The organism is Sinorhizobium numidicum (genome assembly GCF_029892045.1).
Taxonomy (GTDB): Bacteria; Pseudomonadota; Alphaproteobacteria; order Rhizobiales; family Rhizobiaceae; genus Sinorhizobium; species Sinorhizobium numidicum.
Genome location: NZ_CP120368.1, coordinates 2,009,969 through 2,023,302, shown reverse-complemented (window position 1 = coordinate 2,023,302; position 13,334 = coordinate 2,009,969). Strand labels below are relative to the sequence as shown.

Genomic DNA, 13,334 nt, shown 5'->3' with positions numbered 1-13,334 from the left:
TTTTCCTTGGATCACAATGATGTTTGGCGGCTTTAACCCGCATCATCAGCGTGACCGTTTCTAGCAAAATTAGAGAGGGATGCAGGCGAAAAACCGCTTACACTTCTTTCATCCCGCTCCGGGTTCGGCTGTCGGTTCTCATGACAGCATTTGCGGCACCGGCACAAGGGCCAGAGCCCGTTCGATATTGCTCGCCGACATTTCTTCTGAGGCGGCGAACGGCGAGCGGAGTGTTATTCCTGCGGCAGCAATGCCGTGGCGCAGGCATGCGGCGACGTCGAGGCCCGAAAGCCGTGCGGCGAGAAAGCCGGAGGCAAGCGCGTCTCCCGCCCCGGTGACATCGGCAAGTGCTGGAAGAGCGGGCGGGATGGCAAGGCAGGTGCCGGAGCGGTCAAAGGCGACCGCCGCCCGGTCGCCGCGCGTCACGACGCCGCCGGCAAGGCCCGCGGCACGCAGCAGCGCCGGCCATTCATCGGCTTCGCTGACCTCAGCTCCCGTCAACGCCCGCGCTTCCGCCTCGTTCATGAAGAGAAAGCTGAGACCCGACAAACATTCCCTGAAGCGGACGACCTTTGCGGGGGAAACGGCGATGCCGGCGACAAGGCGGTCACCCCTGGAGGCGGTATCGGTGAGCGCCGCGAGCGTTTCCTCCGGGAGGTTCGCATCCATCAGCACGAGATCGCTCGCCGCCAGCATCTCGCGCATCGCTCGCTGCTGCAGCCGGCGCGGCGAAAACAGCGCGTAGAGATCCATGTCCGCCAGCGCGATCACGAGGTTGCCGTCGCTTTCGAGGATCGCCGTATAGCTCGGCGTCTTTCGGTCGAGAAAGATGAACGGGCAATCGATCACGCCGGCGGCGGCCGCGGCCGCGGCCACTATGTCGTCAGCCGCATCGCCGCCTCGCGGGCTGATCATCCGCACGCGATGGCCGAGACGCGCGAGATTTCTCGCGGCGTTGAACCCGCCGCCTCCGGCTTCCTCGAACCAGGTGCCCGGATTGCTGGCGCCCAGCACAGTCGCGCCGCTGATGCGGCCGCGCCGGTCGACATGAGCGCCTCCGAAAACGGCGATTTCCCGTTCCTTCATGTATGCTCCTCTTTGCGGATGAGAAAGGAAGGTCGAGCGGTTCTCGCGCCTGCTTTGTCCGATCCGCCGAAATTATGTTTACGACTTTGGGCCGGTTCGATCCATCCTGATGCTGCGGCGAATCGGGCCTGTCGGTGCATGCTTGGAAGAGTCGCAGCGCAGGCTGTGGAAATGGAGTACAATATCCGTGAACAAGAATCGAACGCTTCTGAAATAGCATAATTTATTCAAGGAGTTGGTGCGCCATTGCCAAAGTAGAACAAAACATGTACAAAAACTCCTGCGGCGGCTTCATTGCCTCGATAGCTCCAATAACCTAAAGGTGGACCCAATGGCACAAAACTCTTTGCGGCTCGTAGAGGACAAATCGGTGGACAAAAGCAAGGCACTTGAAGCGGCCCTTTCCCAGATCGAACGTTCGTTCGGCAAGGGATCGATCATGAAGCTTGGAGCGAAGGACAGCGTGGTCGAGATCGAAACCGTCTCGACCGGCTCGCTCGGCCTCGATATCGCGCTTGGCATCGGCGGTCTGCCGAAGGGCCGCATCGTTGAAATCTATGGTCCGGAAAGCTCGGGCAAGACGACGCTGGCGCTGCAGACGATTGCCGAGGCGCAGAAAAAGGGTGGTATCTGCGCATTCGTCGATGCTGAGCACGCGCTCGATCCGATCTATGCGCGCAAGCTGGGTGTCGATCTCGAGAACCTTCTGATCTCGCAGCCCGATACCGGCGAGCAGGCGCTGGAAATCACCGACACGCTGGTCCGCTCCGGCGCCATCGACGTGCTGGTCGTCGATTCGGTTGCAGCGCTGGTGCCGCGCGCCGAAATCGAAGGGGAAATGGGCGACAGCCTGCCGGGCATGCAGGCGCGCCTGATGAGTCAGGCGCTGCGCAAGCTGACGGCCTCGATCTCCAAGTCCAATTGCATGGTGATCTTCATCAATCAGATCCGCATGAAGATCGGCGTGATGTTCGGTTCGCCGGAAACCACGACGGGCGGCAACGCGCTGAAATTCTATGCATCGGTCCGCCTCGATATCCGCCGCATCGGCTCGGTCAAGGAGCGTGAAGAGGTCGTCGGCAACCAGACCCGCGTCAAGGTCGTCAAGAACAAGATGGCGCCGCCCTTCAAGCAGGTCGAATTCGACATCATGTATGGCGAGGGCGTTTCCAAGACGGGCGAACTCGTTGATCTCGGCGTCAAGGCAGGCATCGTTGAGAAATCGGGCGCCTGGTTCTCCTACAACAGCCAGCGCCTCGGGCAGGGCCGTGAAAACGCCAAGCTTTTCCTGCGTGAGAATCCGGATCTCGCACGCGAAATCGAGATGGCGCTGCGGCAGAATGCCGGCCTGATCGCAGATCGGTTCCTGGAGAATGGCGGGCCGGAGAGCGAAGGCGACGAAGCGGCGGACATGTAAATCTGACCTGTCGAAGATTTGACGAAACCGGCCGCCGTAACAAGCGGCCGGTTTTTTGCGGTCTGGACAGCTTGATATGCGGACGATAAAAGCCTGTGGTTCCGGCGGCTGGAGCGGAATGAAGAAAAGTGCGAAGCGATTTTCCGCACATATTCTCTTCTACCTTGTAAGAGCCGATCACATTTATGATTTTGGAACCCAAAATCGTCGTGATCCGAGGACGTTGGGTGGCGCATCTATAGTTGAGGGATGCGGCAAGATGGAACGGTTGCGCGGCCTGCAAGTGCCGTCGCGACTGAGACTGGTGCAGAGATAGGACGTAAGATGAGCGGCGTGAATGAAATCCGGTCGATGTTTCTCGACTATTTCCGCAAGAACGGCCACGAGATCGTGCCGTCGAGCCCCCTGGTGCCGCGCAACGATCCGACATTGATGTTCACCAATGCCGGCATGGTGCAGTTCAAGAACGTCTTCACCGGCCTGGAGCAGCGCCCTTATTCGACCGCGGCAACGGCACAGAAATGCGTCCGCGCCGGCGGCAAGCACAACGACCTCGACAATGTCGGATATACCGCCCGGCATCACACCTTCTTCGAGATGCTCGGCAACTTCTCCTTTGGCGATTATTTCAAGGAACGCGCGATCGAGCTTGCCTGGAACCTGATCACCAAGGAATACGGGATCGATGCCAAGCGGCTGCTCGTCACCGTCTATCATACCGATGATGAAGCGTTCGGCCTGTGGAAGAAGATCGCCGGCCTCAGCGATGACCGCATCATCCGGATTCCGACCAGCGACAACTTCTGGGCGATGGGCGATACGGGCCCCTGCGGCCCGTGCTCGGAAATCTTCTACGACCATGGCGAGCATATTTGGGGCGGACCGCCCGGCTCCCCAGACGAGGATGGCGACCGCTTCATCGAGATCTGGAACCTGGTCTTCATGCAGTACGAGCAGGTCACGAAAGAAGAGCGCGTCGACCTGCCGCGTCCGTCGATCGATACCGGCATGGGATTGGAGCGGGTCGCGGCCGTGCTCCAGGGCCAGCACGACAACTATGACATCGACCTCTTCCGCGCCCTGATCGCCGCGTCCGAAGAAGCAACCGGGGTCAAGGCCGAGGGCGACCGCCGTGCGAGCCATCGCGTTATCGCCGACCATCTGCGCTCCTCCGCCTTCCTGATTGCCGATGGCGTGCTGCCTTCGAATGAAGGCCGCGGCTACGTGCTTCGCCGCATCATGCGCCGCGCCATGCGCCATGCACAACTGCTCGGGGCACAGGACCCGCTGATGTGGAAGCTCTTGCCGGCGCTTGTCGGTCAGATGGGCCGCGCCTATCCGGAGCTCGTTCGTGCCGAAGCGCTCATCTCCGAAACGTTGAAGCTCGAAGAGACCCGCTTCCGCAAAACGCTGGAGCGCGGCCTGAGCCTGCTTTCGGAAGCCTCCGCCGGTCTTTCCGAAGGCGACCAGTTCAATGGCGAGACCGCCTTCAAGCTCTACGATACCTATGGTTTCCCGCTCGACCTGACGCAGGACGCGCTTCGCGCCAAGGGCATTACCGTGGATACGGATGCATTCTCCGCCGCAATGGAGCGACAGAAGGCTGAGGCCCGCGCCAACTGGGCCGGTTCGGGCGAAGCCGCAACCGAGACGATCTGGTTCGAGCTCAAGGAGAAGCACGGCGCAACGGAATTCCTCGGCTACGACACGGAAACGGCAGAAGGCGTTATCCAGGCGATCGTTCGCGACGGCGCAGTGATCGAATCCGCCGATAACGGCGACAACGTTCAGGTTGTCCTGAACCAGACACCTTTCTATGGCGAGTCCGGCGGCCAGGTGGGCGATACCGGGGTGATTACCACCGAGACCGGCAAGTTGACCGTGACCGACACGCAGAAGCGCGGCGAGGGGCTCTTCGTTCACTATTGCGTGGTTGCGGAAGGCAGCGTCAAGACCGGCGAGGCCGCCGCGCTGACGGTCGACCATGCACGGCGCACCCGCGTTCGCTCCAATCACTCTGCGACCCACCTCCTGCATGAGGCGCTGCGCGAGGTTCTGGGCACGCATGTGTCGCAGAAGGGCTCGCTCGTGGCGCCGGATCGGCTGCGCTTTGACGTATCGCATCCGAAGCCGATGACAGCCCAGGAATTGAAGGCGGTCGAGGAGATGGCGAACGAGATCATCGTCCAGAACACGCCGGTGACGACGCGGCTGATGAGCGTCGACGATGCGATTGCTGAAGGCGCGATGGCGCTTTTCGGCGAGAAGTACGGAGACGAGGTGCGCGTCGTGTCGATGGGTCAGGGCATTCGCGGCTCGAAGGGCGGAAAGCCCTATTCGGTCGAACTTTGCGGCGGCACCCATGTGTCCGCCACCGGTGACATCGGCTTGGTTCGCGTTGTTTCGGAAAGTGCCGTCGGTGCCGGCGTGCGCCGTATTGAAGCGCTGACCGGAGATGCGGCTCGCGCCTACCTCAACGAACAGGACGAGCGGGTGAAGACGCTCGCGGCCGCGCTGAAGGTACAGCCCACGGACGTTGTCGGACGGGTCGAAGCGCTTCTCGACGAGCGGCGGAAGCTTGAACGGGAACTGACGGAAGCGAAGAAAAAGCTGGCGCTCGCCGGCGACGGCCAGAATGGCTCGGGCGATTCTGCCCGCGAGATCGCTGGTGTCCGCTTCCTCGGCAAGGTCGTCTCCGGCGTCGAACCGAAGGACTTGAAGAGTCTCGCCGACGACGGCAAGAAGACGCTCGGGTCCGGCGTCGTCGCCTTTGTCGGCGTTTCCGTCGACGGCAAGGCGAGTGCTGTCGTCGCTGTCACCGACGATCTCACCTCGAAGGTGAGCGCTGTCGATCTCGTTCGTGTTGCCTCCGCCGCACTCGGCGGCAAGGGTGGCGGTGGCCGTCCGGATATGGCCCAGGCCGGTGGCCCGGACGGCGGACGTGCCGCCGAAGCGATCGAAGCCGTTGCGGTCGCGCTGGCCGGTTGAGGCCGCCGAACATGGAAGGCTACTGCATGTTTCTTAATTCGGAGCCGATTTAAAAACATGCGCAATTCAAAGTGCTACAGCGACCTTGTGCGCCTGAAACGACGCACGACGCTGTAAGAAGAGGGCGCCGCGGCGCCCTTTTTTCATGTGCTCTTTTCGCTTCGGATGGTATCGAGCGCTGCCTTGACGGAAGGACGCATCAAGACGCGCGGCGGACGCACGTCGTGCTGATAGAGGCTGCGGCGGACCTGCTGTCTCGCGCCGGTGATGATGAAGCGCACGCCGGTTCGCTCCGCCTTCCGAAGCGTGCCCTCGATCACATTCGCGGCGGTTGAGTCCATGAATGGCACCTCGGAGCAGTCGAGAACGAAGTTCCGGCGTTGGTCGGCGATGCGATCGAGGACCGTGCCGACGGTTGCTGCCGAACCGAAGAAAAAGATGCCGGATATGCGGTAGATCACCGTGTCGGGATCGTCGGCTACGACCGGATTCTCCTCCCCATTCTCCTGCCGAGCGGAGACGAGTGCTTTTGTTTCCCCGATCGAGATGCTTTTTGCCATGCGATCGATGAACAGGACCGCGCCAAGCGCGAAGCCAATGACTATCCCCTCGGTAAGTTCCCGGAAAACGACGATCAGGAACGTGGCGAGCAGCACGACAGCGTCGCCAAAGGACGATCGCAGCAGCGCCGTGAAGGCCGGCTTCTCGATCATATTCCAAGCGACGATGGCAAGGACGCCTGCAAGCGAGGCGAGTGGGATGTAGCTTGCAAGAGGGGCCGCGAGCAGCATGAAAAGGAGGAGAAAGGCGGAATGCAGCATGCCGGAGACCGGGCTTGTGCCGCCGGCGCGCACGTTCGTCGCAGTTCGCGCGATGGTGCCCGTAACGCAAATGCCGCCGAAAAGCGCCGAACAGAAATTGGCAATCCCCTGGGCGATTAGTTCAATGCTCGATCGATGCCTGCGGCCAGTCATGCCATCGGCGACAACGGCCGAGAGCAGCGACTCGATCGCGCCGAGAAGGGTAAAGGATACCGCGTCCGGAAAGACCGCAGCCGCTTTTTCGAAGGAGAGCGGCGGCAGGGCCGGAAGCGGCAGGCCGCGCGGGATGCCGCCGAAGCGGGTGCCGATCGTTTCGGTGGGCAGTTGCAGGAAGGCGACGCAAGCGGATGCGGCAGCGACCGCGATCAGCATGCCGGGCCAGTGCGGCCGCAGTCGCCGAAGCGCCAGGATGATGCCGATCGTCAGCGCTGCTGTCAGCACTGCCGCCCAGTTGACTGTACCTGCCGCGCTGCCGAGCACGAGGATCTTTTCGACGATCGGGCCCGGCTCGCTGCCTGCAAGCGTTAGACCGAAAAGGTCGCGCAACTGGCTGGCGAAGATGATTACGGCGATCCCGGCCGTGAAGCCCACGGTCACCGGATACGGGATGAATTTGATGTAATTGCCGAGCCGCAGATAACCGGCGGCGATGAGCATGACGCCACTCATGGCGGTCGCGAGCAGCAGACCGTCGAGGCCATGCCGGGCGCCGGTTGCGGCCACGAGCACGATGAAAGCTCCCGCCGGGCCGCCGATTTGCACGCGGCTGCCGCCAAGGAGCGAGACGAGAAAGCCGCCGACAATCGCGGTATAGAGGCCGCGATCCGGCGTAACACCGGAGGCGATAGCGATCGCCATGGAAAGCGGCAGGGCGACGATGGCAACGGTCAATCCGGCTAAGGCATCCGCCTTCAGGCGGGTGAGGTCATACCCCTCGGCAAAGACGCTGACTGTTTTTGGAACAAGAGAATCGGGCATCGACGAGAGTTTCCGAATGCCGTCACGTTGCGGGATCGAACGCCGGGCATGCTTAGCCTAACTGAGTCGCAGCGCCGAACAAGCGATGCGGGCGAAGGCGTGAGTTCAGCAGGATTTCTCAAATCATCTGTGGTGTGTGTAGGCGGCCGATATGCCGAAGGCCTATCATTGGTTCTATGCAATCTGGTTGCCGCAGTGGGCCATGAAATTCGCGACAACGTTATGTTCGAGAAATACCTCGGCAACCCAGGTGAGGTCGCCCCGACGGATTTGCTGACGGAAATGATTTCGTCGCGCTCGGCCTCAGTGCACGCGGTCTTGCTGCGATCCCGCTCTACTATATGGCGCACCAGTGCCGCAGGCCTTCAAGCACGCCATCGGCGTAGGAGCAACGCGCAAGAAAGTGCCTGCGCTCTTTCGCGACCACCTGGCGTAGCTCGGGAAGAGCATTGGCGACGACGACACCGCGCACATGCGGCATGTCGAACATCTCCCGGTCGTTGCCGGTGTCGCCGGCGACGACCACTTCTTCCAGATTCACCGCAAGCTCGCGGCAAATCCAGGCAAGTGCGCTGCCCTTGCCACCGGCACGCGGCAGTATGTCGAGATCGCGGCTGCAGGAGTAGATCAGCTTCACATCCAGACCGCCGCCTGCCAGCCGTTCGGCAATATCGCGTAGCCGCTCCTCTGCAGCGTCCGGGAGATGCCAGCTCACCTTGTGCGGATGGTCCACGGCAGCTTGGGGTAGAGCGCCCTCGATGGTCATCATGATCGTGCTGACGATAGCCGCGTCGAAGGGCGGGCCGAGCTCCATCGTGAACTTTTCCAAACGCTCCCGCAGCCGTCCGTCGGCGATCATCGTACCGACGGCGCCGATCACGTAGTCCGGAGGCGGCAACTGCCTGGAATCCACCAGCGATAGGATATCGTCTATCATTCGACCGCTGTTATAGACGAGAAGCGGTCGCCTGGCTGCATCGAGCGCCTGCCAGGCGGAACGAAAGCGTGCTGCGCCGGCATCATCGCCGAGCAGAGTCCCGTCAATATCCGATGCCAGCAGCCTCACCGGCTTCAATCGCCACTCTTCCATGGCTGCATCGCCCTGCCTCGAACGGATCGGTCTATCCTTGGCCGATTGCAATGAAACGGGCCAAGCCTGCGCATGTTCCATCTTGTTGGGGCGGCGGCAGGGCGGATTCCCGCGGAAGGTTCGACACCTACTCAGGCAGGTCGGAATGTCAGAAACCCGGCGCGAGGCCGGGTTTCTGACATAGTGGCGTTTAGAGTGGCGGTTTAAGCCGCCATCGCCTTTTTGAGGTTTTCGTCGATCTTGTCGAGGAAACCGGTGGTCGAGAGCCACGGTTGGTCCGGGCCGATCAGGAGCGCCAGATCCTTGGTCATGAAGCCGGATTCTACCGTCTCGACGCAGACGCGCTCAAGCGTCTCGGAGAATTTCGCGAGTTCGGCATTGCCGTCGAGCTTGGCGCGGTGGGCGAGGCCACGGGTCCAGGCGAAGATCGAGGCGATCGAGTTGGTCGAGGTTTCTTCGCCCTTCTGGTGCTGGCGATAGTGGCGGGTGACGGTACCGTGGGCAGCTTCGGCCTCGACGGTCTTGCCGTCCGGCGTCATCAGCACCGAGGTCATCAGGCCAAGCGAGCCGAAGCCCTGGGCGACGATGTCGGACTGGACGTCGCCGTCGTAGTTCTTGCAGGCCCAGACGTAGCCGCCGGACCATTTGAGCGCCGAGGCGACCATGTCGTCGATCAGGCGGTGTTCGTACCAGAGCTTTTCCGCCTTGAACTGGTCGGCGAACTCCTCCTCGAACACCTTCTGGAAGATGTCCTTGAAGCGGCCGTCATAGGCCTTGAGGATGGTGTTCTTGGTCGACAGATAGACCGGCACCTTGCGCTGCAGGCCGTAATTGAACGAGGCGCGGGCGAATTCTGTGATCGATTCGTCGAGGTTGTACATGGCCATCGCCACGCCGGCGCCGGGCGCGTCATAGACGTCGTGCTCGATCGTCTGTCCGTCGTCGCCGACGAACTTGATCGAAAGCTTGCCCTTACCCGGGAACTTGAAATCCGTTGCGCGGTACTGGTCGCCGAAGGCGTGGCGGCCGACGATGATCGGCTTCGTCCAGCCAGGAACGAGGCGCGGCACGTTCTTGCAGATGATCGGCTCGCGGAAGATGACGCCGCCGAGAATGTTGCGGATGGTGCCATTTGGCGATTTCCACATCTTCTTCAGCTTGAATTCCTCGACGCGGGCCTCGTCCGGTGTGATCGTCGCGCACTTGACGCCGACGCCATGCTTCTTGATGGCGTTTGCTGCGTCGACCGTCACCTGGTCTTCGGTGACGTCGCGGTTCTCGACGCTGAGATCGTAATATTCCAGATCGAGGTCGAGATAAGGATGGATCAGCTTGTCCTTGATGAACTGCCAGATGATGCGGGTCATCTCGTCGCCGTCGAGTTCGACGACCGGATTGGCGACCTTGATCTTTATCATGAATATGCCTCGTCTTTTGTGGGACACCAAAATGCGATGTCCCTCCGGTGGGAGAAATCCAGAGCCCTATAGCATTGTGAACCGGCAAGGCAAAGCATGCTTGGCCGAAACTTTGGGTCAACAAGGACCGGGTGACCCGGCGGCATAGCAGGCTTTAATTTCGCAGCCATTTATGCGAGGGAAACGCCGAACAGAAGGCGAAGGCAAGGCAATGGCAGGCACCAATAGCGAGCGCGAACTCTTGACGGAAGGTCCGGCGATCATCCTCGTTTATCCGCAGCTCGGCGAGAACATCGGCATGGTGGCGCGCGCCATGGCAAATTTCGGGCTGTCGGAACTGCGCCTCGTCAACCCACGCGACGGCTGGCCGAGTGAAAAGGCCCGTTCCGCCGCAAGCCGCGCCGATCATGTGATCGACGGCGCCAAGCTCTATGGCTCGCTCGAAGAAGCGATCGCCGACCTCAACTTCGTCTATGCGACCACGGCACGCGACCGCGACGGCTACAAGCCGGTGCGCTCGCCCATCGTCGCGGCCCGTACGCTGCGCCAGCGGTTCGAGAGCGGGCAGGCGGTCGGCATCATGTTCGGCCGCGAGAGGACCGGATTGACCAATGAGGAGGTGGCGCTCGCGGACGAGATCGTCACATTCCCGGTCAATCCGGCTTTCGCATCGCTCAACCTCGCACAGGCGGTCTTGCTCATGTCTTATGAGTGGATGAAGACCGGCATGGAGTCGGAGGAGCAGACTTCTTTCCAGGCGATCGAACAACGGCCCGCCACGAAGGAGCACCTGCAGGGCCTGTTCGATCATGTCGAGGAGGCGCTTGAGGCGCGCAATTATTTTCGCTCGGCCGATAAAAAGCCGAAATTGGTCGAAAATCTCCGCGCCGTTCTGACCAGAGCATCCTTTACCGAATCCGAAATCCAGGTGCTGCGCGGCGTTATCTCTTCGCTCGACCGGTTCACACGCGAAAACCCGCGTGGCTCGGGCGCGCCGGAGCGCAGCAGGAAAGCGCAGCGCGGCGGTGACAACGAATAATCTGAAGCCCATCCTCGTCTTCGATAGCGGGATCGGTGGGCTGACCGTGCTACGGGAAGCGCGCGTGTTGATGCCGGAGCGGCATTTCATCTATGTCGCGGACGATGCCGCGTTTCCCTATGGCGGCTGGGAGGAGGGCGCCTTGAAGGCGCGTGTGATCGCGCTCTTCGGCGAGTTGCTCACCGAGCACGATCCGGAAATCTGCGTCATCGCCTGCAACACCGCCTTCACACTCGTCGGAGCGGATCTCCGTGCCGCCTACCCGCAGATGACTTTCGTCGGCACGGTGCCAGCGATCAAACCGGCGGCCGAGCGCACGCGCTCCGGGCTGGTATCGGTTCTGGCGACGCCCGGCACGGTGAAACGCGCCTATACGCGCGATCTCATCCAGTCCTTCGCCTCGCAATGCCATGTGCGGTTGGTCGGCTCGGAAAACCTGGCGCGGATGGCGGAAGCCTATATTCGCGGTGAAAGGCTGGATGACGATGCGGTGCTTGCAGAGATCGCGCCCTGCTTCATCGAGATGGACGGGAAGAAGACCGATATCGTCGTCCTCGCCTGCACTCACTATCCCTTTATGGCGAATGTCTTTCGAAGGCTTGCACCATGGCCGGTCGACTGGCTCGACCCGGCCGAGGCAATCGCCAGGCGTGCGCGCTCCTTGGTGCCGCTGCCGAACGGATTCGAGCCGCTCAATGGTTTTGACCCGGCGATCTTCACGTCCTGCAAGCCCGACTTCGCCACGCGCCGGCTGATGCAGGGCTTTGGCCTGACAGTAAGATAAACAAACTCTTAAGCTGTGGGTTTCGTTCGTTGCGCCGCGCAAAGCCCCGGGAAGGGTGCTAGACGTCGAAGCTCGCGGCGGTTCCCGCTGGATTGATATGCGCTCAGGTGAGGTAGGAATGAAAGTCGGCATCGACATGGGAACGACGTCCGAAGGGATCTCGGCCTCGCTCGATATCGAGGAGTTGCTGGCGACGCGTCTTCTGGTGCAGGGCAATTCGGGCTCCGGCAAGTCGCATCTTCTGCGCCGTTTGCTCGAGCAGTCGGCCCCATGGGTGCAGCAGTGTATCATCGATCCGGAAGGTGATTTCGTCACGCTCGCAGACAAGTTCGGTCACGTGGTGGTCGAAGGCGAGCGCACGGATGCGGAACTGATCGGCATCGCTACGCGCATCCGCCAGCACCGTGTCTCCTGCGTGCTGTCGTTGGAAGGCCTGGATATCGAACAGCAGATGCGCAGCGCCGGCGTGTTTTTGAATGCAATGTTCGATGCGGATCGGGAATATTGGTATCCGGTCCTTGTCGTGGTCGACGAGGCGCAGATGTTCGCGCCGTCAGTCGGCGGCGACGTCTCGGAGGAAACCCGCAAGGTTTCGCTTGGCGCCATGACCAATCTGATGTGCCGCGGCCGCAAGAGAGGTCTCGCCGGCGTCATCGCGACGCAGCGGCTGGCAAAGCTCGCGAAGAACGTCGCCGCCGAAGCCTCGAACTTTCTGATGGGGCGGACCTTCCTCGATATCGACATGGCGCGCGCCGCCGACCTGCTGGGCATGGATCGCCGCACTGCCGAGATGTTTCGCGATCTGAAGCGCGGATCCTTCGTGGCGCTTGGCCCGGCGCTTTCGCGCCGGCCGCTGAAGGTGACGATCGGAACGGTCGAAACCTCGGCGCGGTCGACCAGTCCGAAGCTGATGCCGCTACCGGAGGCACCGCAGGATGTCGAGGACCTTATCTTCACCCCCGATCCCGAAGAGTTGACGCGCCCGGTCATGCGTCGCCCCGCCCCACCGCCGCGCCCGACGACCGATATTCTCGCTGAATTGTCACGACCGCGTCCGGAGCCATTGGCCCCGGTGGAGAGCAGGCCCGTTCAGCCGGAAATGTCGACGGAAGAGCGCGAAGCGCTGCTCGATAGTTTGTTCGCAGAGATATTGGCCAATCCGGAAGCCGCTTTCCGGCCAGACGCGGAGCTCTTTCAGGATTTTCTGGTCCGCTGCCGCATCCGTCGCGTGCCGGGGCCGGCGCTCTCCTTGAGCGCCTTCCGCCGCAAGATGGCCGTTGCCCGGTCGGGGGTCGACTCAGGGACGGCGGTGACCGAGAGCTGGGAATCGGCGCTGCGGCTCGCTGACCGTGTGACAGAGGATCTGCAAGGCGTCTTCCTGATGATGGCGCAGGCGGCTCTACGTGGTCTACCATGCCCGTCGGACGCGATGATCGCCCGCGCCTACGGGACGCATTCCGCACGCCGCGCGCGCCGGCTGCTCGGCTATTTCGAGGAGCACGGCCTGATCGTCGTGCATGCGGATTTCTCCGGTAAGCGCATCGTCGCTTTTCCCGATCTTGGCAAAGAGACCGCGCCTGGGGATGCGAACGGACCGGATATCGGCAGCTCCGAACGCGCGGCCGCCGAGTGAGGTGGCGGAGAGTGTGGGAAATCGCTGTGTTTCCGTCATATTCCGTTGACAATTCAGTGGTCAGTGCGTAAAGACCCGCC

The 13,334-nt window shown here is 61.8% G+C and carries 9 protein-coding genes; 5 read left to right on the top strand and 4 right to left on the bottom strand.

The window, feature by feature from the left end:
- Positions 1-138: 138 nt before the first annotated feature.
- The gene (locus PYH37_RS20910) at positions 139-1,086 is read right to left on the bottom strand and encodes a carbohydrate kinase family protein (protein WP_280733312.1); all 948 of its coding nucleotides are present in this window, start codon (positions 1,084-1,086) and stop codon (positions 139-141) included.
- Positions 1,087-1,417: 331 nt separating this feature from the next.
- Between PYH37_RS20910 and recA the strand changes: the two genes are divergently transcribed.
- Both recA and alaS read left to right on the top strand, forming a co-directional pair.
- Positions 1,418-2,503 carry a recombinase RecA gene (recA, locus tag PYH37_RS20905; protein WP_280733311.1) on the top strand — a complete coding sequence of 362 codons (1,086 nt, stop codon included), beginning with the start codon at positions 1,418-1,420 and terminating at the stop codon, positions 2,501-2,503.
- A 324-nt stretch (positions 2,504-2,827) separates the two neighbouring features.
- Entirely contained in the window at positions 2,828-5,491 is a 2,664-nt protein-coding gene (gene alaS / locus PYH37_RS20900; protein WP_280733310.1) for an alanine--tRNA ligase, read from the top strand.
- 143 nt (positions 5,492-5,634) lie between these two features.
- Here alaS and PYH37_RS20895 read toward each other — a convergent pair whose 3' ends face one another.
- From PYH37_RS20895 to PYH37_RS20885, 3 genes are all read right to left on the bottom strand, one after another.
- Positions 5,635-7,290 carry a SulP family inorganic anion transporter gene (locus tag PYH37_RS20895; protein ID WP_280733309.1) on the bottom strand — a complete coding sequence of 552 codons (1,656 nt, stop codon included), beginning with the start codon at positions 7,288-7,290 and terminating at the stop codon, positions 5,635-5,637.
- Positions 7,291-7,627: 337 nt separating this feature from the next.
- Positions 7,628-8,380 (bottom strand): HAD-IIB family hydrolase, encoded by a 753-nt coding sequence (locus PYH37_RS20890; RefSeq protein WP_280733308.1) that lies wholly within the window; start codon positions 8,378-8,380, stop codon positions 7,628-7,630.
- Between the two features lie 203 nt (positions 8,381-8,583).
- A complete protein-coding gene (locus tag PYH37_RS20885; protein WP_280733307.1) occupies positions 8,584-9,798 on the bottom strand; it encodes an NADP-dependent isocitrate dehydrogenase in 1,215 nt (404 codons plus the stop codon).
- A gap of 211 nt (positions 9,799-10,009) precedes the next feature.
- Here PYH37_RS20885 and PYH37_RS20880 point away from each other — a divergent pair, with 211 nt between their 5' ends.
- The 3 genes from PYH37_RS20880 to PYH37_RS20870 all read left to right on the top strand — a co-directional run bounded on the left by PYH37_RS20880 (position 10,010) and on the right by PYH37_RS20870 (position 13,254).
- Entirely contained in the window at positions 10,010-10,837 is an 828-nt protein-coding gene (locus PYH37_RS20880; RefSeq protein WP_280733306.1) for an RNA methyltransferase, read from the top strand.
- Positions 10,824-11,621, top strand: a complete 798-nt coding sequence (gene murI, locus PYH37_RS20875) for a glutamate racemase (RefSeq protein ID WP_280733305.1) — start codon at positions 10,824-10,826, stop codon at positions 11,619-11,621. Before PYH37_RS20880 ends, murI begins: the two co-directional genes overlap by 14 nt.
- 118 nt (positions 11,622-11,739) lie before the next feature.
- Positions 11,740-13,254 (top strand): helicase HerA domain-containing protein, encoded by a 1,515-nt coding sequence (locus PYH37_RS20870; protein WP_280733304.1) that lies wholly within the window; start codon positions 11,740-11,742, stop codon positions 13,252-13,254.
- Positions 13,255-13,334 lie beyond the last annotated feature (80 nt).

Bases quoted from the DNA above. Each gene is read 5' to 3' on its own strand.
- PYH37_RS20910 (WP_280733312.1), bottom strand. From the start codon at position 1,086: ATGAAGGAACGGGAAATCGCCGTTTTCGGAGGCGCTCATGTCGACCGG.
- recA (WP_280733311.1), top strand. From the start codon at position 1,418: ATGGCACAAAACTCTTTGCGGCTCGTAGAGGACAAATCGGTGGACAAA.
- alaS (WP_280733310.1), top strand. From the start codon at position 2,828: ATGAGCGGCGTGAATGAAATCCGGTCGATGTTTCTCGACTATTTCCGC.
- PYH37_RS20895 (WP_280733309.1), bottom strand. From the start codon at position 7,290: ATGCCCGATTCTCTTGTTCCAAAAACAGTCAGCGTCTTTGCCGAGGGG.
- PYH37_RS20890 (WP_280733308.1), bottom strand. From the start codon at position 8,380: ATGGAAGAGTGGCGATTGAAGCCGGTGAGGCTGCTGGCATCGGATATT.
- PYH37_RS20885 (WP_280733307.1), bottom strand. From the start codon at position 9,798: ATGATAAAGATCAAGGTCGCCAATCCGGTCGTCGAACTCGACGGCGAC.
- PYH37_RS20880 (WP_280733306.1), top strand. From the start codon at position 10,010: ATGGCAGGCACCAATAGCGAGCGCGAACTCTTGACGGAAGGTCCGGCG.
- PYH37_RS20870 (WP_280733304.1), top strand. From the start codon at position 11,740: ATGAAAGTCGGCATCGACATGGGAACGACGTCCGAAGGGATCTCGGCC.